The sequence below is a fragment of the Ureibacillus sp. FSL K6-0165 genome (genome assembly GCF_038004285.1).
GTDB lineage: Bacteria > Bacillota > Bacilli > Bacillales_A > Planococcaceae > Ureibacillus > Ureibacillus thermosphaericus.
Window position 1 is genome coordinate 1,852,413 of record NZ_JBBOQS010000001.1, and the last position, 22,409, is coordinate 1,874,821.

The 22,409-nt window shown below is 36.8% G+C and carries 16 protein-coding genes, 1 other RNA gene and 1 other annotated feature; of the genes, 14 read left to right on the forward strand and 3 right to left on the reverse strand.

The features are described from left to right. The first annotated feature begins 161 nt into the window (after positions 1–161). The 5 genes from secDF to dtd all read left to right on the forward strand — a co-directional run bounded on the left by secDF (position 162) and on the right by dtd (position 8,292). Positions 162–2,429 (forward strand): protein translocase subunit SecDF, encoded by a 2,268-nt coding sequence (gene secDF / locus NST00_RS09295; protein ID WP_340709878.1) that lies wholly within the window; start codon positions 162–164, stop codon positions 2,427–2,429. A 139-nt stretch (positions 2,430–2,568) separates the two neighbouring features. Next, on the forward strand, positions 2,569–4,893 hold the full coding sequence (gene recJ, locus NST00_RS09300; protein ID WP_340709879.1) for a single-stranded-DNA-specific exonuclease RecJ: 2,325 nt from the start codon (positions 2,569–2,571) through the stop codon (positions 4,891–4,893). A 13-nt stretch (positions 4,894–4,906) separates the two neighbouring features. Continuing rightward, positions 4,907–5,419, forward strand: a complete 513-nt coding sequence (locus tag NST00_RS09305; RefSeq protein WP_340709880.1) for an adenine phosphoribosyltransferase — start codon at positions 4,907–4,909, stop codon at positions 5,417–5,419. Between the two features lie 214 nt (positions 5,420–5,633). Next, a complete protein-coding gene (locus NST00_RS09310; RefSeq protein WP_016838386.1) occupies positions 5,634–7,829 on the forward strand; it encodes a RelA/SpoT family protein in 2,196 nt (731 codons plus the stop codon). A gap of 22 nt (positions 7,830–7,851) precedes the next feature. Continuing rightward, positions 7,852–8,292 (forward strand): D-aminoacyl-tRNA deacylase, encoded by a 441-nt coding sequence (gene dtd / locus NST00_RS09315; RefSeq protein ID WP_340709881.1) that lies wholly within the window; start codon positions 7,852–7,854, stop codon positions 8,290–8,292. A gap of 48 nt (positions 8,293–8,340) precedes the next feature. On the opposite strand, the gene NST00_RS09320 is transcribed toward dtd, so the two are convergent. Next, positions 8,341–9,876, reverse strand: coding sequence for an SH3 domain-containing protein (locus tag NST00_RS09320; protein ID WP_026019079.1), 1,536 nt, complete (start codon positions 9,874–9,876; stop codon positions 8,341–8,343). 145 nt (positions 9,877–10,021) lie between these two features. Then, positions 10,022–10,246, forward strand: a binding site (T-box leader). Between the two features lie 58 nt (positions 10,247–10,304). Between NST00_RS09320 and hisS the strand changes: the two genes are divergently transcribed. The 3 genes from hisS to ssrS all read left to right on the forward strand — a co-directional run bounded on the left by hisS (position 10,305) and on the right by ssrS (position 13,922). Then, entirely contained in the window at positions 10,305–11,582 is a 1,278-nt protein-coding gene (gene hisS / locus NST00_RS09325; RefSeq protein ID WP_168412379.1) for a histidine--tRNA ligase, read from the forward strand. Positions 11,583–11,606: 24 nt separating this feature from the next. After that, positions 11,607–13,376: an aspartate--tRNA ligase gene (aspS, locus tag NST00_RS09330; protein ID WP_340709882.1), complete on the forward strand. Its 1,770-nt coding sequence runs from the start codon at positions 11,607–11,609 to the stop codon at positions 13,374–13,376. Positions 13,377–13,715: 339 nt separating this feature from the next. Continuing rightward, a non-coding RNA gene (gene ssrS / locus NST00_RS09335) (6S RNA) lies at positions 13,716–13,922 on the forward strand. A 108-nt stretch (positions 13,923–14,030) separates the two neighbouring features. Here ssrS and NST00_RS09340 read toward each other — a convergent pair. Continuing rightward, complete coding sequence (locus NST00_RS09340) at positions 14,031–15,599, reverse strand: IS1182 family transposase (RefSeq protein ID WP_340709761.1); 1,569 nt, start codon at positions 15,597–15,599, stop codon at positions 14,031–14,033. Between the two features lie 259 nt (positions 15,600–15,858). Between NST00_RS09340 and NST00_RS09345 the strand changes: the two genes are divergently transcribed. The 3 genes from NST00_RS09345 to NST00_RS09355 all read left to right on the forward strand — a co-directional run bounded on the left by NST00_RS09345 (position 15,859) and on the right by NST00_RS09355 (position 18,105). Then, positions 15,859–16,620 carry a tRNA threonylcarbamoyladenosine dehydratase gene (locus tag NST00_RS09345; RefSeq protein ID WP_168412377.1) on the forward strand — a complete coding sequence of 254 codons (762 nt, stop codon included), beginning with the start codon at positions 15,859–15,861 and terminating at the stop codon, positions 16,618–16,620. 267 nt (positions 16,621–16,887) lie between these two features. Continuing rightward, the gene (locus NST00_RS09350) at positions 16,888–17,409 is read left to right on the forward strand and encodes a hypothetical protein (protein ID WP_016838380.1); all 522 of its coding nucleotides are present in this window, start codon (positions 16,888–16,890) and stop codon (positions 17,407–17,409) included. Positions 17,410–17,961: 552 nt separating this feature from the next. After that, complete coding sequence (locus tag NST00_RS09355; protein ID WP_172597779.1) at positions 17,962–18,105, forward strand: hypothetical protein; 144 nt, start codon at positions 17,962–17,964, stop codon at positions 18,103–18,105. Between the two features lie 117 nt (positions 18,106–18,222). Here the strand turns inward: NST00_RS09355 and NST00_RS09360 are convergent, their stop codons facing one another. Next, positions 18,223–19,515 (reverse strand): replication-associated recombination protein A, encoded by a 1,293-nt coding sequence (locus tag NST00_RS09360; protein ID WP_016839402.1) that lies wholly within the window; start codon positions 19,513–19,515, stop codon positions 18,223–18,225. Between the two features lie 129 nt (positions 19,516–19,644). Here NST00_RS09360 and cymR point away from each other — a divergent pair, with 129 nt between their 5' ends. From cymR to mnmA, 3 genes are read left to right on the forward strand one after another with little or no spacing between them, the layout of a single operon-like run. Continuing rightward, positions 19,645–20,064, forward strand: coding sequence for a cysteine metabolism transcriptional regulator CymR (gene cymR / locus NST00_RS09365; protein WP_016839403.1), 420 nt, complete (start codon positions 19,645–19,647; stop codon positions 20,062–20,064). Positions 20,065–20,099: 35 nt separating this feature from the next. Then, positions 20,100–21,245, forward strand: coding sequence for a cysteine desulfurase family protein (locus tag NST00_RS09370; RefSeq protein ID WP_168412513.1), 1,146 nt, complete (start codon positions 20,100–20,102; stop codon positions 21,243–21,245). Positions 21,246–21,265: 20 nt separating this feature from the next. Next, positions 21,266–22,387, forward strand: coding sequence for a tRNA 2-thiouridine(34) synthase MnmA (gene mnmA / locus NST00_RS09375; protein ID WP_016839405.1), 1,122 nt, complete (start codon positions 21,266–21,268; stop codon positions 22,385–22,387). Positions 22,388–22,409: the final 22 nt, after the last annotated feature.

Genomic DNA, 22,409 nt, shown 5'->3' on the forward strand with positions numbered 1-22,409 from the left:
AATTTCGATTGAGCTTATCCACTCCAAGTTTATTCTTCATTTGGTGGAAATATCACGAAAAAAATTTCGGAGTACTAATTCAAGAGATTATTGTAAAGATATGCTTGCACGTGTTTATGTATGTACAAGCTATTGTACATTGCATCAAGGAGGATTTATCAATGAATTCAAAAAGCCGGATCGTTTCCTTTGTACTGGCTGTAATCGTACTTTTTGGTGCGATGGGCTTCACAGTAAAAGGAGTATTAAAAGATGTAAAACTTGGACTTGACTTACAAGGCGGATTTGAAGTTTTGTATGAAGTTGAACCCTTAAAAGAAGGGCAAAAAATTACTCAAAGTATCGTAGCAGATACGACGACCGCTTTATCAAAGCGTATCGATGCTTTCGGTGTCAGCGAGCCGAGTATTCAGGTTGAAGGTGAGAATCGGATTCGTGTTCAGCTTGCTGGAATAGACGATCAATCATCTGCTCGGGAAATGTTATCAAGTACGGCGAATTTAACATTTCGTGATGTAAACGATAATTTACTGTTAGACGGTTCTGATTTGAAAGAAGGCGGTGCTGCGGCTTCCTTCGACCAACAAAATCGACCAATCGTTACATTGACGTTAAAAGATGCACAAAAATTTGCAGACATTACATCGAAAATTTCTCAAATGCCACCAGGTCAGAACTTACTTGTTATTTGGATGGATTTTGTTGAAGGAGAAGACTCATATAAAGAAGAAGCAACAAAGCCTGATCCGAAATTTATTTCAGCAGCGTCTGTAAAAGAAACTTTAAATACAACAGACGTTATGATTTCAGGGAATTTTACTGTTGAGGAAACGAAAAATTTGGCAAGTATGTTAAATGCGGGGGCACTTCCTGTAAAATTAACAGAAATTTATGCAACATCAGTGGGCGCTCAGTTTGGGGAACAAGCTTTAAATAGCACTGTATTCGCTAGTATTGTTGGTGTTCTATTAATTTTCATCTTTATGTTGTTTTACTATCGATTACCTGGTTTTATTTCGATTATCACGTTAACGGTATTTGCCTATTTAGTACTGCTTATTCAAAATTTAATTGGTGCAGTATTAACGTTGCCAGGTATTGCAGCTCTTGTACTTGGTATTGGTATGGCTGTGGACGCGAATATTTTAACAGCAGAGCGTATTCGAGAAGAAATACGTGTTGGTAAATCACCAAAAGAAGCATTCCAAATGGGATCTAAACTATCACTAAGCGCGATTATAGATGCACAATTAACAACATTACTAGCTGCGGTTGTACTTTTCTACTTTGGTACAAGCTCAGTTAAAGGTTTTGCGACAACGTTAATTATTTCCATTTTATTAAGTTTCTTAACATCAGTATGGTTATCACGTGTATTACTTGGATTACTCATTAAGAGTGGCAAATTCGATAATCCATTCTTCTATGGTGTTCGAAAATCAAAAATTCATGACGCTTCAGAAGGTGTAGAAACATTAGATTTAACAACAAACTTCGATCGCATTGATTTCGTTCATAACCGCAAAAAGTTTTATGCTATTTCAATGATTATTTTGTTGATCGGGGTTGTAATGCTTGGAATCTTTAAATTAAACTTAGGCATTGACTTCTCAAGTGGTACTCGAGTTGAAATACTTTCAAATGAGCCGACGACCCAAGAAGAAATGGCCGATTATTTAGAGAAAATCGGATTCCCAGCAGATGAATTAGTCATAAGTGGTGAAAATAAAGATACTGCTGTTGCCACTTATAAAAAAGATTTCACGCAACAAGAAACGTTAGATTTAAAATCAGCAGTGATGGAAGACTACGGTCATGAACCAAATGTAAGTACAGTTTCTCCAACAGTTGGTCGTGAACTCGTTAAAAATGCGATTTACGCTCTAAGTTTTGCCGCTCTTGGTATTGTCATTTATGTGGCATTCCGTTTCGAATGGAGAATGGGTGTAGGTGCAATTGTTTCACTATTACACGATGTATTCTTCATGGTGGCAATTTTCAGCGTATTGCGCTTAGAAGTGGACATAACTTTCATTGCAGCAATTTTAACCATTGTCGGTTATTCCATAAACGATACGATTGTTACCTTCGACCGTATTCGTGAAAATATCGAACATAAAGGCGAAATCAAATCGAAAGAAGAACTTGCCGAAATCATCAATAAATCCCTCCGTCAAACGATGGGACGTTCCGTAAATACAGTATTGACGGTAATCGTAGTTGTTGTTGCACTCTTAATTTTTGGTGCGCCAGCAATTCGAAATTTCTCAATCGCTTTACTCATTGGATTAGTAACGGGAATGTATTCCTCCATTTGTATTGCAGCACAACTATGGTATACACTAAAAGTGCGCGAAATGAGCAAAAAAGGTACGACAGTGAAGAAAAAAGAGAAGAAGCAATGGGGTTCAGACGAGCCAGTAGTTTAATAATCTATTTCAGATACTCTCTAGTTTAGGGAGTATCTTTTATTTATTATTGGAAGATAAACTTTACTAGATTAATATAAGTTTTTTATCCAATACTTATGAAATTTAGGTATAATGGACTTCGTGAGGATGTGAGGTAATGATACAATCATCAAAAAAATGGAAGATCCAAATTCCCGATGAAATGTTTGTTCAACAATTACAAAACAATTTACATATTTCTAGTTTGACTGCAAAAATATTAGCATCAAGAGTGAAGACACTAGATGAAGCTAGAAATATTATACATATGAAAGATGACCAACTACATAATCCTTATTTGTTAACGGGGATGAAAGAAGCGGTAGAACGAATTGAATTAGCATTACATCGAGGGGAAAAGATATTAATCTATGGAGATTATGATGCAGATGGTATTACGAGTACGTCCGTCATATTGCATACATTGCTTGATTTAGGAGCAGATGTAGATTTTGAGATTCCGAATCGCTTCACACATGGATATGGGCCAAACGAAGAATTGTTCAGATTGGCACATGAGAAAGGAATCCAACTGATTATTACTGTCGATAATGGAATTAGCGGCATCGAACCGATACGCATAGCAAAAGAGCTTGGTATGGATGTGATTGTTACAGATCACCATGAACCGGGAGAAGAGCTGCCGCCTGCAGACGTCATTATTCATCCGAGGGTACCAGAAGGGAAATATCCTTTTGGTGAATTGGCAGGGGTAGGCGTAGCTTTTAAGCTTGCCCACGCATTATATGGAGAGGTGCCTGAGCATTTGTTTGAATACGTTGCACTTGGCACAATCGCAGATCTTGTCCCCTTAACTGGAGAGAATCGATACATTGTTCGTAAAGGGTTAGAGAAATTGCGAAAGTCAAATCACCCATGGGTTCAAGCTTTATGTGAAGCATCAGGAGTAAAGCAGCATGAAATCGATGAAGAAATTATCGGTTTTTATTTTGGTCCTCGATTAAATGCTATAGGACGCCTAGGTGATGCAAAACCCGGTGTAGAGTTTTTAATGAGTGAAGATTTAGCAAGTGCCACAATGGGAGCTAAATTGCTAAATGAAAAAAATAATGAGAGAAAAGAGTATGTCAATTCGATTACTGAAGAAGCAATAGAAATGATTGAAAATAATCCGGATATTAGCAATTCTTTAGTGCTTGTCGTGGCAAAAGAAGGATGGAATCCGGGGGTAATTGGAATTGTTGCTTCCCGTTTAGTAGAGAAATATTATAAACCGACAATCGTGTTATCGATCGATTCAGAATTGGGATTAGCAAAAGGTTCAGGACGCAGCATCGAAGGATTTCATTTATACAATGAACTAGCAAAAAATCGGGATATTCTTCCGCATTTTGGCGGACATCCAATGGCTGCAGGTATGACGCTTTCAGCTGAACATATCGATGAATTGAGAGTACGACTTCATCAACAAGCATCAACATGTTTATCCGATGAAATGTTAACGCCGACATTATACATTGATGTTCCTATCGATTTAAGTGAAGTAACGGTTGAAGCAATTGAAGAATTACAGAAGTTGAAACCATTTGGTGTTGGATTTGAAAAGCCGATTTTTGCTATACAACAAGTTTCGATTCGTTCAATGCGCAAAATCGGTGCAAATGAGAACCATATAAAAATGGAATTGGAAGATGCATATGGAATTCTTGATGCAGTTGGTTTTAACAAAGGTTATTTATTCAATGAAATTTCCTATGGCGTGAAATTATCCATTGTTGGTGATTTGCAAATCAATGAATGGCAAGGTAGAAAAAAACCGCAATTTTTACTTTCGGATGTTCAGATACTTGAGTGGCAGTTATTTGATTATCGGGGAAAAGTAAATGCCAATCATTGGGTGGGAAGCATTCCTATTGAAGAATCATCCTTTATTGCTTTTCGTGAGGAAACAATTCAATATTTTCAAGCAGTCATACCATCCATTCAATTAGTTGAAGATGAAATTGACAATTCTCTTTCATCGTATATTGTATTATTGGATTTACCAAAACGTATTCATACAATGGAAAAGCTAATTGAAATTGCAAAACCGCAACGTATTTATGCGGTATTTTACACACCGAATTCCCAATATTTTAATGGCATGCCAACACGAAAGCATTTTGCTCAATACTATACATTTCTAAAAAATCGCCCATTCTTTAACTTAAACGAACATATTCATCAACTATCCAAACATTTTGGTTTAAATGTGGATACAATAAAGTTTATGACAAAGGTGTTTTTTGAGCTCGGTTTTGTTACAATAGAAAATGGTTTGCTTTCCGTCAATGAATTTGCAAGTAAACGTTCTTTAACTGAAGCTACCACATATCAATTGCGACAACAGCAAATCGAATTGGAACAAAAATTTTTATACTCAACTTATTCAGAGTTAAAACAATGGTTTGATAATCGAATGAAGGAATTATCTTATTCCTAAGGAGGAAAATGGAATGGATTTAAGGGAACATATTGCAATTGTACAAAACTTTCCAAAAGAAGGAATTAGTTTTAAAGATATTACGCCGTTAATGGATAACGGTGAAGCATTTAAATATGCGGTTGATCAAATTGTTGAATTTGCAAAAGAAGTGGGAGCAGATATTATCGTTGGGCCAGAAGCACGTGGATTTATTATCGGATGTCCTGTTGCGTATGCATTAGGAATTGGATTCGCTCCGGTGCGTAAACCAGGAAAATTGCCGAGAGAAGTAGTTAGTGTTGAATATGCATTAGAATATGGTACGAATGTACTTGCTATGCATAAAGATACAATTTCCCCAGGACAAAAAGTGTTAATTATTGACGACTTACTAGCAACAGGTGGTACGGTGGATGCTACAATTCAATTAGTTGAAAAACTTGGTGGTACCGTTGCTGGTTGTGCATTCATTATTGAACTAACAGAATTAAATGGCCGCGAAAAAATTGGAAATTACCCGATCAAAACATTGCTTCAATATTGATTTCCCAAAAAGAATTCGCACTTTGAATAACTGTGCGGATTCTTTTACTTTAATAAGCGAAAATTTTTTTAAAAAAATATTTTTTCATCTGACAACGGTTTATTATTTTGTTAGATAAACGCAATATGATAAGACTTGGCTTTACATTTTATTTATACTTTTTTACAATTAGTTTTATATATAAAACAGAAAAATTTTTGAAGGTGGACAAATCATGGCGAAGGAGCAAATTTTGACGCCCGAAGATGTATTTTCGAAAGTAAAAACTTATATGAATGATGAGCACGTCGAATTTGTGAAAAAAGCTTATGAAGTGGCAAAAGAAGCACATAAAGAACAAACCCGAAAGTCAGGGGAACCATATATTATTCACCCAATTCAAGTTGCTGGAATTTTAGCGGACCTTCAAATGGATCCACAAACAGTAGCTGCTGGATTTCTTCACGATGTAGTGGAAGATACCTCTGTTACTAGGGAAGATTTAGTAGCCGAGTTTGGTGAAGAAGTAGCTTTGCTTGTAGATGGTGTTACAAAACTAGGAAAAATTAAGTATTTATCGAAGGAAGAGCAACAAGCGGAAAATCATCGAAAAATGTTTGTTGCGATGGCACAGGACATTCGTGTGATTTTAATTAAACTTGCCGACCGCCTTCACAATATGCGTACGTTAAAACACTTATCTACAGAAAAGCAACGTCGAATTGCGAAAGAAACGTTAGAAATTTTCGCTCCCCTTGCCCATCGCCTAGGAATTTCTAAGGTGAAATGGGAATTGGAAGATACGGCTCTTCGCTACTTAAATCCTCAACAATACTATCGAATTGTAAGTTTAATGAAAAGAAAGCGTACGGAACGGGAAGCGTATTTAGAAAATGTAATGGACGAAATTCGCTCTCAATTAAATCAAGTTGAAATTGATGCAGAAATCTACGGTCGTCCAAAGCATATATATAGTATTTATCGGAAAATGGTTTTACAAAATAAAGAGTTTAATGAGATTTATGATTTATTGGCTGTACGCATCATTGTAGATAGCATCAAAGATTGTTATGCGGTACTAGGAATCGTACATACACTTTGGAAACCAATGCCTGGTCGCTTTAAAGATTATATCGCTATGCCGAAACAAAACTTGTATCAATCCCTTCATACAACAGTCATCGGCCCTTATGGCGACCCATTGGAAGTGCAAATTCGTACGAAGGAAATGCACAAAATTGCAGAATACGGGATTGCTGCACACTGGGCATATAAAGAAGGCAAATCACTGAATCCAAGTAAGGAAAGCATCGATCAAAAATTAACTTGGTTCCGCGAAATTTTAGAATTCCAAAACGAATCTTCCAACGCAGAAGAGTTTATGGAATCGCTGAAGCTAGATTTATTCTCCGATATGGTTTATGTGTTTACACCAAAAGGAGACGTTATTGAATTACCTGCAGGAAGTGTTCCAATTGATTTTGCTTATCGAGTGCACACTGAGGTCGGAAATCGAACAATTGGTGCCAAAGTGAATGGGAAAATGGTACCGCTTGATACACCACTAAAAACAGGGGATATTGTTGAAATTTTAACTTCTAAACAATCTTTTGGGCCAAGTAGAGACTGGTTAAAAATTGCTCAAAGTTCTCAAGCGAGAAATAAAATTAAACAATTCTTCAAAAAGCACTTGCGTGAAGAAAATGTTCTCAAAGGAAAAGATTTAATTGAAAAAGAAATAAAAGCACAAGAATTTGATGTAAAAGAAGTGCTTTCAGAAGAAAATATTCAACGGGTTTTGAACAAGTTAAATTTCACAAATGAAGAAGATTTATATGCAGCAGTAGGTGTAGGAGGAATTACACCTCAACAAGTGGTGAACCGCCTCGCTGAGAAAAAGCGGAGAGAGAGAGAGCAAGAAGAAGCTCTTGAAAAAATTCAAAAAGAAATGCAAAACCCGAAACAAAAGAAACAGAATGGTGAATTAGGTGTTATTGTAAAAGGCATCGATAATTTGTTAATTCGACTTTCTCGTTGCTGTACGCCAGTTCCTGGAGATGAGATTGTTGGATTTATTACAAAGGGTAGAGGTGTATCTGTTCATCGTATAGACTGTCCTAATGTTCAAACAGGTGGGGAAGATCGCCTAATTGAAGTGGAATGGGAGCATAGTGAAGCACAAGGGAAGAAAGAATATCCTGTTGATATTGAAATATCTGCATTTGATCGCCCAGGAATATTAAACGATGTTATGCATGCGGTTACAGAGACGAAAGTGAATATTTTAGCTGTTTCTGGTCGTGCTGCTCATGATAAAATTGCAACGCTTCATTTAACAATAGCTATTACAAATATTTCTGTATTACACAAAGTTGTAGAGAAAATTAAACAAATGCCAGATATTTATTCCGTACAGCGGGTTATTAATTAGTTGGTTTGAGGTGTGTTTGTCGATGAGAGTGGTCTTGCAACGTAGTAAAGAAGCAAAAGTAACAGTTGATGGAAAAGTAACGGGAAAAATTGACAAAGGATATGTTTTATTAGTTGGTATAACGCATACAGACACGATAGAAGATGTGAGATATTTAGCAAAAAAAGTAGCAGAGATTCGCCTCTATGAAGATGAAGAGGGAAAAATGAATCACTCAATTAAAGAGCATGGCGGAGATATTTTATCTGTTTCTCAATTTACGTTATATGCAGATACGAAGAAAGGGAGAAGACCAAGCTTTGTAGAAGCAGCTCGAACTGAGCAAGCAGAGCCTTTATGGAATGCCTTTAATGATGCCTTACGTGAACAAGGTTTAAAAGTTGAAACAGGCATTTTTGGAGCCATGATGGATGTATCCCTTGTGAATGATGGTCCAGTTACAATTATTTTAGAATCGAAATAAAATAAATTGGCTTTCTAGAAAGATTGAACTTTCCAGAAAGCCAATTTTTTATTTTAGCTGTGCATCAAAATATTGGAGTACTCCTTCATAAATGCCCATTGTTGCTTGTTCACGGAAGAGGTCAGTATTAATCACTTTTTCCTCACTTGGATTACTTAAATAACCTAATTCTACTAATATCGCATTTTGTTTATTTTCTCGTAATACTAAATAGTTCCCTTGTTGCACGCCACGATCCCGCAATTTGATCTGATCTGATAATCCATCATGAACAAATTGTGCAAGTGACTCTTGATAAGAGTGGAAATAATATGTGGTAAAACCTGAGATTGTCCGATCTTCAGTTGCGTCATAGTGGATGCTTATAAATGCATCCGCAGCAAGTTGGTGGGCGAGTGATACACGCTTATGTAGACCCACATACACATCAGATTCCCTTGTTAAGTAGACTTCTGCTCCTGCTTGCTGCAATTTAGATTTTAACAGTTCCGCCGTTTTTAATGTAATTTCTTTTTCAATTGTGTTCCTTAGACCAGCAGTTCCCTGGTCATTTCCTCCATGACCGGGGTCAAGCACAATGGTTACGCCATTAAGAGTGCCTTTCTTTCGATTATCTTTCTTATCTTGTTTTACGGATTGTTCGTTTGTCGAAACTACCCAACTTGCTACATAACCTGTTGCATCTTCAGAAAGTTGAATTTTATACCAATCATGTTCCTTCTTAATGATTTTAAATTGTTCTCCAGCTTGGACGTTCATGATTACGTCCGATGAAGTTGTGGGTTCTTTTCGAATATTTGTCCCATTGTAGATAATTGTAATGGTTTGTTCTTCTTTTTCTTCCTCTATCGAAGAATTGTCGAATGTACCGTAAAAGCTATAAATCCAACCTTTCTTTCCATTAAAATCGATTTGAATCCAATGGTGGTCTCGAGCTAGAATTGCGAATTGTTCTCCTTTTTTCGCAATGCCTAATTTTTTCGATTTTAAGTTTGGTTTTTGTCTTACGATTACAGCATCGACAACGATTGTAAAATGATTTGATTCTTTTACTTCAGCCGATTCGGTTTTTTCACTCACCGTGTTATTTAATTCATCGATAGTACCTTCATTCATCGTGATAAATTCGGATGAAACCCATCCCGTCAATTGTTGATGCTGGATTTGAACCCACTCATTCCTTTCATTTAATACCACCACTTGCTCTCCAGTATGTAACTGACCTAGTACAGGAGCAGAAAGTGACGGCTCCAAACGAATATTTAAATGATTAACTTGGGCGATAGCATATTTTTCGACGTTATTTATTTGTTCTGATTGAGTTAGCCAGGATGCGACCCATCCTTTTTTCTCATTAACCTCTACATATAACCAATCACCTTGACGATCCAATACCTTCAATCTTTTGTTTTTTTCAAGGGTATCGATAATATCGAACGACAAACCAGGTCCTTCTCTCAAATGCAATTTCTCCGCAAAAACAATGCGAGATTCTTCATTGTTGGCTAATACGAAGCCTGAAAAATATGTAGTTGTACAAGAAATGAGTATTACTATACAAAGAATAAGTATATTGCGCTTCATAAACATCCAACTTTCAAATAACAAATAATGTGAAAATCTCTTTATTTATTGTAAAATGTTATCCATGTATAAATCTATACTTTTTTGAAAATAGTTGACAACTTTTCGTTGCACAATTATGATTAAAATTAATGTGAAAATGTGTCGATAGCCTTTGAACAAGAGAGTAGCATTTACTGTATGTTCAGAGAGGGAAAGACTTTGGCTGCAATCTTTCCTACAGAAGGTATTTGCGAAGAACACTTGGGAGGCTTTTTCCTGAAATTTAAGTAGGGAAAAACGGAAACGGCCGTTATCCGTTATGAGGTGGGTGTGTTCATACACATCAACTAGGGTGGAACCGCGGAAGTGATATGCTTTCGTCCCTTGTTATAAGGGATGAGAGCATTTTTTTGTTCCAAAATTTGTTTATAGAAAGGAGATAGGAAATGGCTTTTAAAGTACCTAGAGGCACACAGGATATTTTGCCTGAAAACACACCTAAATGGCAAAAAATTGAATCCATTTTACGAGAATTAGCTCGCGTTTATCGATATAAAGAAATTCGCACACCTATTTTTGAACATACGGAGTTATTTCAACGAAGTGTAGGGGACACAACGGATATTGTTCAGAAGGAAATGTACACATTTGAAGACCGTGGTGGCCGTTCATTAACGTTGCGTCCAGAAGGAACTGCTTCAACGGTTCGTGCCTATGTCGAACATAAGATGTATGGAGCACCTGATCAACCAATTAAACTATCCTACATGGGTCCAATGTTCCGCTATGAGCGTCAACAAGCTGGAAGATACCGTCAATTCGTTCAGTTTGGTGTTGAAGCGATTGGTAGTGCTGACCCTGCTATCGATGCAGAAGTCATTGCTTTTGCAATGGACATTTACCAAACAGTAGGTTTAAAAGATTTAAAATTAATGATTAATTCTTTAGGAGATAAAGAAACGAGAGATACCCACAGAACAGCACTAATCAATCATTTCAAACCGCACATTCATGAGTTTTGTGATGATTGTAAAAATCGTTTGGAAAAAAATCCACTACGCATTTTAGACTGTAAATTAGACCGCGAGCACCCGCTCATGCAAACAGCTCCTAAATTAACGGATTACTTAACACCGACATCAAGAGAATATTTTGAACAAGTGAAGAAATATTTGGAAGTTCTAGGAATTGAATATGAAGTAGATCCAAATCTTGTTCGAGGTTTAGATTATTATACTCACACAGCCTTTGAAATAATGAGCACTGCAGAAGGCTTTGGAGCAATTACAACTCTTTGCGGTGGTGGAAGATATAATGGGCTAGTAGAAGAAATTGGCGGCCCAGATGTTCCAGGTATTGGATTTGCCTTATCGATTGAAAGATTGCTCCTTGCTTTAGAAGCAGAAGGGGTTGAATTAGAGTTAGATGACGCGCTTGATGTTTATGTCATTGCCCTTGGTGATGAAGCTAAATTAAAAGCTGTGGAATTAATTAGCTCTTTCCGTTTAAAAGGCATTTCTGCAGATATGGATTATTTGATGCGTAAAATGAAGGCTCAGATGAAATCTGCTGACCGTCTTCAAGCGAAATTTGTCGTGATTATCGGCGAAACGGAGCTTGAACAGGGAGTTGTAGTTGTGAAACAAATGGAAACAGGAAACCAAGAAAAAGTAGAAATTAATGAAATCGTAAATTATCTGAAACAACAGCTTTCTATAGATTAGATTAAAAAATTGGAGGAATAGAAAATGGCTCAAAGAACACATCATTGTGGAGAATTAAGAGAAGAACATCATGGACAACAAGTCGTTTTAAAAGGTTGGGTACAACGTCGTAGAGATTTAGGAAGTTTAATTTTCGTAGATGTTCGTGACCGCACTGGTATTGTACAAGTTGTATTTGGTGATGAAGCGCCACAAGCCCGCGAAATTGCAGATAAAATTCGAAGCGAATTTGTAGTCGAAGTAGAAGGAAAAGTTGTACTTCGTGATCCAAGCCAAGTAAATCCAAACATCGAAACTGGTAAAATAGAAGTTGTCGCAACGGATATTAAAATTATTAATACATCTAAAACACCTCCTTTTGCCATTGAGGATTATGTCGACATCAATGAAGATGTACGTTTAAAATACCGTTACTTAGATTTAAGACGTCCTGTTATGTATAACACATTTAAATTACGCTCCGATGTAACGCGTACAATCCGTAACTTCTTGCAAAATGACGGTTTCTTGGAAGTGGAAACGCCAATTTTAACAAAATCTACTCCAGAAGGTGCACGAGACTATTTAGTCCCATCTCGCGTGCATGAAGGAGAATTCTATGCATTGCCACAATCACCACAATTATTCAAACAATTATTGATGGTGGCAGGATTCGAAAAATATTTCCAAATCGCTCGCTGCTTCCGTGACGAAGATTTGCGTGCTGACCGTCAACCAGAATTTACTCAAGTGGATATTGAAACATCTTTCATGTCCATGGATGAAATTATCGATATGACAGAACGCATGTTAGCTGTTGTCATGAAAGAAGTAAAAGGAATTGAAGTGCAAACTCCATTCCCACGCATCTCTTACCAAGAAGCGATGGATCGTTTTGGTTCCGATAAACCAGATGTTCGCTTTGGCTTAGAATTAATCAACCTTACGGACATTGTAAAAGATAGCAACTTCAAAGTATTTACGAGCGCGGTTGAAAAAGGCGGCGTTGTAAAAGCAATCAATGTTAAAGGGGCAAACGACAAGTTTACTCGTAAAGATATTGATGCATTGACAGAATTTGTGGCGATCTACGGTGCTAAAGGATTAGCTTGGATTAAAGTGACGGAAGAAGGTTTCACTGGTCCTATCGCGAAATTCTTTGAAGGTCAAATTGTAGAAGATATCAAAAATGCGACTGGTGCTGAACCTGGAGACTTATTATTGTTCGGAGCAGATGATGCTTCTATTGTTGCCGCTTCTCTTGGTGCATTGCGCAATAAACTAGGAAAAGAGTTAGGCATAATCGATGAATCACAATTTGCTTTCCTTTGGGTAACAGATTGGCCATTACTTGAGTGGGACGAAGATGAAAAACGCTATACTGCTGCTCACCATCCGTTCACTCGTCCATTTGATGAGGATATTGAATTAATGGATACAAATCCAGATCAAGTTCGAGCACAAGCTTATGATATCGTGTTAAACGGTTATGAATTAGGCGGCGGTTCATTACGTATTTATGAGAGAGATTTACAAGAAAAAATGTTCAAACTTCTTGGATTTACAGAGGAACAAGCAAAAGAACAATTCGGTTTCTTACTTGAAGCGTTCGAATACGGTGTGCCGCCTCATGGTGGAATTGCGATGGGATTAGACCGTTTAGTGATGATTTTAGCAGGTCGCAACAACTTGAGAGATACGATTGCATTCCCTAAAACTGCTACTGCAAGTTGCTTGCTGACTGATGCGCCAAGCGAAGTTTCACCAAAACAACTAGAAGAATTACATTTAAAAGTGAATGTATTTAATAAATAAGCATAGAAAAGGGGCCGTCTGAAAAGTCATTTTTAGACGGCTACTTTGTTACTGTCTTCCACGCTAAGTTACAGATAAATTATGATGAGAATAGTGAAACTTGTTTTGACTATCTCAGGAACAAAGATTTATAAAAAACCATGATTATGAAGAGTGAGGGGTTCTGGAAAGATTTCGACTTTCTAGGCCCTTTCATATTAAAAATATAAATGGATTTGATTTTTCTTTTGTTTTTTGCACGCAAAAAATCAAATTCTAATTAAAATAAACAAAAAATTAACACAATTTAATCTATATTCATTGAAATTTACTTCAACTAATGTTATGATAATACCAACACGAATCCTGAAGTGTTTGTGAATGCCATATTAACAGTTTTGACCGAACAACAATAAAAAGGGAGCTCAATATTTTGACTTGGCAAACATGCCCCATCAGAACGCCAAAAGTATAGGGGACGTTTAAAAAGTCAGTGAGGGCACCCACCTGCGAGATAGCGGGTTCAAAACGGTGTTAATGACGCACTACGGCATCTTCGGGATTCGTCACGCTTCAAGAGGCTGGGACATAACTAGCTTCAAAACGAGAAAAAGGCGAATTTGAGCTCACTCAAATTCGCCTTTTTTGCTTTTTTTACTACTATCTTTTGTTAACTCATACCTGTGCTGTGTATTTTCGTAAATTCACGGCCATTAATGCGATACCTATTTCGTTTTCAACCTTCGATTTTCCACGTACAGAAAATCGAGTGAAACGCAAATTAGCCTTCAAGAATCCAAAAACTGGTTCTACGTCAATTTTGCGTTGACGATAAATTGAACTCGTTTTCTCTTCTGAAAGCTTCGCTCTTACATATTCTTTTTGTTTTTTCCACTTCTCATTCACCATGAGTTTTCGATTGTTGCCTTCTTTTGCTTTCGTGCAAGATGAACGAAGGGGGCATCCCGAACAATCTTCACACTCATAGATTTTAAACTCTCGTTTGAAACCTGTTTTATCTGTACGTACTGATACATATTTGAATACGAGGCGTTGCTGATTCGGGCAAGTGTATGTATCACTTTCCTTGTCATACTGCCAATTGTCTGGATTAAATTTGTTTTGTTTATACTTTTTCTTTTGCTCTTTCAAGTACATGTTATACGTAATCAGTGCTTCTCGTCTTCGTTTCGAAAGTATCTCATCATAGTTTTGTTCACTACCATAACCTGCATCTGCGACAATATGCTTCGGTAAATTAAAAAAATGTTTCTCAATCTCATCCAAAAAAGGAATTAGAGTACGCGAGTCTGTGGGATTAGAATAAATTCCATAGGCTAGTGCGTATTGACCTTCTGTTGCGATTTGTACATTATATCCCGCCTTCAGTTGGCCATTTTTCATATAATCATCTTTCATTCGCATGAACGTCGCATCAGAATCTGTTTTGGAATAACTATTCCGTTCACCAAAGATTTCAAAGTCTTTTTGGTACTTCTGTTTACGTATGATAAAGTCAATTAACTGTTTATATGCTTTCTTCGGATATTTTCGCTTGCTTCTTAATGCTTTTCGTTCTGAGGCATCTGACGATGCTTCAATTTTTTGGTCATATTCTGTAATCACATCATCTACTTTTTGAACCATTTGAGCGAGTTCTTCTATTAATAGTTCATCCTCGCTTTCACGTTCAATTTCAGGTATGATTTCTTTTTCTAACAGTTCGCTGTATAGCTGATTCGACTTTTCAATTAAACTGTGATGGTATTTTTCAATCGATTTTTTCCATACAAATGTAAACTTATTCGCATTCGCTTCAATCTTTGTACCATCAATAAAAATGGCTTCCTGATCAATCAATTTTTCTTGTACGAGTTGGCAACGGAATTGGACAAAACACTGACGGATTAACTCTTTTACTTCAGGTTGAACACGGAAACGGTTAATTGTACGATAGCTGGGTTCATATCCTTGGGCTAACCACATCATGCGAATACTGTCTTTTAATAGTGCTTCAATTTTACGACCTGAAAAGACAGATTGAGAATAAGCACACAAAATAATTTTTAACATCATGCGTGGATGATAAGCAGGACAACCTGTATTTCGAAGAAATGGCTCAAAGGCTTCATGTGGAATACTTTCTACTAAATGATGAATGTGGAAGGCAATATCATTTTCTTGTAATTTTACTTCTAAATCTAAAGGCAAAACTAGTTGATTCATGTTATAATATTTAAACATAAGGACACTTCCTTTGGCTAAAATTTTTGGGGTCAGATACTTAAATTTTAGCAGAAAGTGTCCTTTTATGATGCAATAAAATTAAGCCGCCGACATTTTACTTGTGTAAAATGCCAGCGGCTATTTTTAGTTAGAGGTGGGTTTTGTCCCAACCTCTTTTGTTTGTTATTAATACTTTGGAAATATAAACGTATACACTTCTAACCAACACTTATGATATAATTCCGATGTGAAAAATTCGAATGAAAGGCAGAAAGGTATGTTACATCAATTTTCTAGAAACGAACTTGCGATAGGAAAAGAAGGATTAGATAAATTAAAAAATACAACCGTTGCAATTTTAGGGATTGGAGGAGTTGGCTCTTTTGCTGCGGAAGCATGTGCACGAAGTGGTGTAGGGCGAATTATTTTAGTAGACAAAGATGTGGTAGATATCACAAATGTTAATCGCCAATTGGTTGCGTATTTATCAACGATTGGAAGACCAAAAGCAGAAGTTATGAAAGAACGAATTGCAGATATTAATCCAGAATGTGAAGTTATTCATTTACACATGTTTTATAACGAAGAAACGTATGAAAAACTATTTGAATATGATATTGATTATGTCATTGATGCCTCAGATACAATCATGTATAAAATTCATTTAATGAAAGAATGTTTAAAGCGAAATATCCAGATTATTTCCAGTATGGGTGCTGCAAATAAAATGGATCCAACAAGATTCCGCATTGCAGATATTTCAAAAACTCATACAGATCCAATGGCAAAAGTTATTCGTACGAAATTAAGAAAAGAAGGTATAAAAAAAGGCATAACGGTAGTCTTTTCAGATGAATCACCAATTGTCGTAAGACCGGATGTTGTTGAAGAAGTAGGGAATCCCGATGCGTCCATCCGAAAAGCTAAAATGCCCCCATCATCAAACGCTTTTTGTCCATCCGTTTGTGGGCTTATTTGTGCAAGCTGGGTAATCAACTCTGTATTAAAAGACATACCAATTAAGCGTGTAAAACAATAATTATCTAATTAGAATGAATAATGAAATAATTTTTCTAATAAAATAATGAGTGTGTGTAATCATAATGAAGAGACAATAGAAAATGGTAGCTTTTAAATTCTATCGAATCGTACTTTTTTATAAATACCCCCATATTCGGAAATTGCTATTAATGAAGCTAAAAAAACAGATTTAATACATTTTTTTCACGTTTTATTATTTCATTCAAAATAATAAGGATTTTATTGATATAGTAAAACTTAATACGAGCATACAAGGGGGTATTTTATGCCAAAAATTCAAATAAGAAATGACATATTGAATTTAGTCCAGCTTCAAGAAGAATTGGATGGGATTCTCTTCGATTATATTGATACTTCGCAAAAATGGGATTTGGCTTTTGAAGAGTTAAAACAGTTATTGGATGAATCGGTTACTTACTTCAAAAAATATGTGCAAAGAAAAGATGGAAGATTGCCGGAAAGCGATATGTATTGGTCTTTATTTATTGATATAGTAAGCAAAATTATATACTTCAAAACAATTGCATATATGAACCTTGTAAAGGAAATGACTGAGGAACAAAAAGAGCAAATAAAAAAATCTTTTCATGATGCAGCAAATTGTTTACCGGATGTTCAAGGACGCAATTTAGAATTTTTACAAGAGTTGAGCGAAACATATAATCAATTATTTCATGAAGAAGATGAATTTGAACGCTATTACCTTGATAAAAATAATGGTTTAAAAGACTGCATTCGTTTTTTCAATGAATTTTGCAATCAATATGGAAAGAATATCCTAAATTAATAAACATGGCTACCACTTGATGCTTTTTTTTGGAAAGTTAGGGAAACGGTAAAAATCGAACAACTTTACGTTTAAAACCAGGAAATAAGAAAAAGAGCGAATGAAAAATTTTATTCATTCGCTCTTTTTAGTGCGCCTGGCATGGGTGTAATCTATAGGGTGTAAGTCCCGAACTGTGAAGGCAGAAGTAACAGTTAGCTTAACGCAAGGGTGTCCGTGGTGACGCGGAATCTGAAGGAAGCGAGCGGCAAACTTCCGGTCTGAGGAACACGAACTTCATATAAGGCTAGGTATCATTGGATGAGTTTGCTAAACAAAACAAAGTCCTTTCTGCCAAAGGTGGTACAGAGTAAATGAAGCAGATAGATGGAAGGAAAGATTACATTCTTACCCGGGGAGGTCTGGCGGATATGTGAAGTACGCTTCATAACCTACTTAGTGATAAGTAGCTGAACCGTCAGAAGTCAGCAGAGGTCATAGTATTAGTTGGTTTAGAACTACTAAGAAGGACCGAACAATTAAGAGAGAATAGCCCTTGGCATTCAGTGAGTCATGATGAACACAGAAAACGTAGTACCTCACTTGAGGAAGGAAGCGGTGAATCCCGTGGGAGACCTCTTGGAGGGTGGAGTGACCACTGGCATAAAGAGAACAGCTATTCACGGAAGTTATAAAGACTTGCGTCAATCATCTTAATTGAACCGCCGTATACGGAACCGTACGTACGGTGGTGTGAGAGGACGGGAGTTAATCGCTCCCTCCTACTCGATCGATAAAATCTGAAAACAAATTCGGTTTATCTCGATTAAGGATTTACTGATTGTTATGATTTTTTAAGGATTTTAACTTTTCATAGATCGTTGCCATCCTTTTTTCTTCTCCTGCAATGACAGGGCGATAAAATTCCATATCTTGAAGATTGTCTGGTAAATATTGTTGATTTACCCAACCACCAAAAGTGCCTATTGGATAGTCGTGAGGGTACTGGTAACCAACGTGACCTAATGTTTTTGCTCCCGCATAATGAGCATCCCTCAAATGCATAGGAATATCCCCAGTTTTTCCTTCATGAATGGCTTTAATTGCAGCGTCTAATGCCTGATATGCGGAATTGGATTTTTCAGATAAACACATTTCAATGACTGCATTGGCAAGGGGAATTCTCGCTTCAGGTAAGCCGAGTACTTTTGCTGCTTCTGTTGCTGCATATACATGGGCGCCTACATTGGGATTCGCAAGGCCAATATCCTCATATGCCATCACCAAAAGTCTTCTACAAACTGCAATTAAATCTCCATTTTCAAGCAAATGGGCTAAATAATATAAACTTGCGTTGACATCGCTTCCTCTCACAGATTTTTGCAAAGCGGACAATAAATTATAAAAATGCGTGCCACCTTTATCTCCATATACGCCGATGCGTTTCGCCAAGTGTTCGATAGTAGAATCTTCCACACGCACAATGTCATCTATTTCTTCTGAAGCATGAAAGACTGATTCTAACAAAGTTAAAGCTTTCCTAGCATCACCATTGGAAGCAATCGCAATTTTTTTTATTTGTTCATCATGAATATCAATTGAATATTTTCCTAATCCTCGTTCTTCATCATGCAATGCGTTTTTTAACAGTTGGACAAGTTCCTCAAGAGTCAAACGTTTTAGTTGAAAAATCTCCCCGCATCGGGAACGGATTGCTGGATTGACATCGTGAAATGGATTTTCTGTCGTAGCACCGATTAAAATAATTGACCCATCTTCCACATGGGGTAATAATGTATCTTGTTGAAGTTTATTAAATCTATGAATCTCATCTAAAAACAGTATGACTTTTCCTGTGAGCCTTGCTTCTGATACAATTTGTTCAACATCTTTTTTTCCAGCAATCGTTGCGTTTAAAGGAAAGAAAGGTAAATTTGTGCTTCCTGCAATAGCATAGGCGATAGAGGTTTTCCCAATTCCTGGTTCACCGTACAATAACATTGACGGAACATGTCCGTTTTGAATCATTTTATATAAAGCGGTATCTTTACCAATAATATGTTGTTGCCCAACTACTTCATCTATATTTCTAGGGCGCATTCGAAATGCCAATGGTTCATTTTGCATAGTACTTCCTCCGATGAACTTAAAAAACTTTTCATTTATAAATTATAATAGACCTTTTCCAAGTGGAATAAAAGGTGTTATGTTATACTAGACGAAGAATATGGGAATAGAAATTTGAGGTGTAGTAAGATGAAAATTTCAACTAAAGGTAGATATGGTTTAACAATTATGATCGAATTAGCAAAACATTATGGGGATGGTCCACTCCCATTACGTAAAATTGCGGAAGAAAAAAATCTATCAGAGGCATACTTAGAACAATTAGTATCTCCATTACGTATTGCTGGTTTAGTAAAAAGTGTGCGCGGTGCATACGGCGGTTATTTACTTGCAATTCCACCAAGTAAAATTTCAGCAGCAGATGTAATTCGTGTATTAGAAGGTCCAATCCAACCAGTGGAGGGAATTGAAGAAGAAGAGCCACCACAACAACAGCTTTGGATTCGCATTCGCGATGCAGTAAAACAGGTACTTGATACGACAACGATTGAAGATTTAGCAAATTATACTGACGAGACAGAGTATGACGGTTATATGTTCTATATTTAATTGCACTTAAGAATAAAGGAGTTTATCGGCACATTATGCAAACGTTTTACTTAGATCATGCAGCAACTTCACCAGTTCATCCAGAAGTCATTAATTCTATGACGGAAGTAATGGCTCGTGTGTATGGAAATCCTTCCAGCATTCATGCAGCAGGACGATCTGCAAGAAAGATATTGGACGAAGCGAGAAGTATTTTAGCTCAATCCATTGGCGCGAAAGATACAGAAATCATTTTAACAAGTGGTGGAACAGAAGCTGATAACACAGCAATATTTGGAGTAGCTCAAGCTTTAAAATCGAAAGGTAAACATATTATCACAACATCAGTAGAACACCATGCTGTTCTACATGCATGTGAACAGCTAGAAAAAGCAGGTTTTGAAGTAACATATTTACCAGTAAATGAAAACGGTCGCATTTCTGTTGAATCTGTAAAAAATGCATTGCGAGCTGACACGATTTTAGTAACGATTATGTATGGAAATAACGAAGTCGGTACGATTCAACCTATTAAAGAAATTGGCGAACTTTTAAAAGACCATCAGGCGATTTTTCATACCGATGCTGTTCAAGCTTATGGATTAGAAAAAATCGATATTAATGAATTACATGTTGATCTTTTAAGTGTCTCCAGCCATAAAATTAACGGACCAAAAGGAATAGGCTTTTTGTATCAACGAGAAAAAACGCCTCTCGTCGCTACTTTTTATGGTGGTTCACAGGAAAGAAAACGTAGAGCAGGGACGGAAAATGTACATGCTGCTGTAGGTTTTGCAAAAGCTGTTGAAATCTCACAGCGGGAAATGGAAAAAAGACAGGAAACATATCTTCAATTTAGAACGATCTTTTTAAACGTATTAAATCGGGAACAAATTACTTACAAGGTAAATGGCGATCATGAATATTTCCTTAAACATATATTAAACATTAGTTTTCCAGGAATGGACGTTGAATCGTTCCTCGTGAATTTGGATATGGACGGTGTTTATGCATCAAGCGGTTCAGCGTGTACAGCAGGTTCCATTGACCCGTCTCATGTGCTTGTTGCAATGTTTGGAAAAGGTGCATCAGAGCTTCGTAATTCCATTCGTTTTAGTTTTGGTTTAGGATTAACAAAGGAAGATGTTGAAATTGCAGCTGAACGTACAGCTAAAATCGTGAAAAGAATGACGAATTCATAGAATTAGAAAAGGTGAAATACATGGTAGAAACTCGTGACCCATCACAAATTCGTGTAGTCGTTGGAATGAGCGGTGGGGTTGACTCATCTGTTGCTGCTTATTTGTTGAAGCAACAAGGATACGACGTGATTGGTATCTTTATGAAAAACTGGGACGATACAGACGAAAACGGTGTTTGTACAGCAACGGAAGATTATGAAGATGTGATTAAAGTTTGTAACCAAATTGGAATTCCGTATTATGCTGTTAACTTTGAAAAAGAATATTGGGATAAGGTATTTACGTACTTTTTAGAGGAATATAAGGCTGGTCGCACGCCAAATCCAGACGTGATGTGCAATAAAGAAATTAAATTTAAAGCTTTCCTTGAACATGCATTAAAGCTGGGCGCTGATTATTTAGCAACAGGACATTATGCTCGAGTGGAAGAGCGAGATGGGGAAGTCGTGTTATTGCGCGGCGTCGATCGGAATAAAGACCAAACATATTTTTTAAATCAATTGAATCAGCAACAGCTGCAAAAGGTCATGTTCCCAATCGGGCATATTGAAAAGCCGAAAGTAAGACAAATTGCTGAAGAGGCTGGTCTTGCAACGGCGAAGAAAAAAGATTCAACAGGCATCTGTTTTATTGGTGAGCGCAATTTTAAAGAATTTTTAAGTAACTACTTGCCCGCGCAACCTGGTAACATGGAAACCCTTGATGGCAAAGTTATGGGGAAACATGATGGGCTAATGTATTATACAATTGGACAAAGACACGGCCTTGGCATTGGCGGTGAAGGTGAACCTTGGTTTGTTGTGGGGAAAGATTTAAAACGCAATGTGTTATATGTGGGACAAGGATTCCATAATGAAGCATTGTATTCTACATCATTAATCGCAACAAATATGGGCTTCACATCCAATCAACCGAAACCAAAGAAATTTACTTGTACAGCTAAATTCCGCTACCGACAAGAAGATACTCCAGTAGAAGTGGAGCTTTTAGATGATCAAAAGGCACATATTACGTTCCAAGTGCCGCAGCGAGCGATTACGCCTGGACAAGCTGTTGTTTTATATGATGGGGAAGTATGTTTAGGCGGAGGAACAATTGATGAAGTATTAAAAAATGGTGAAAAATTAACTTATGTAGGATAATTGGCGGCTAAGTTGGTCGCCA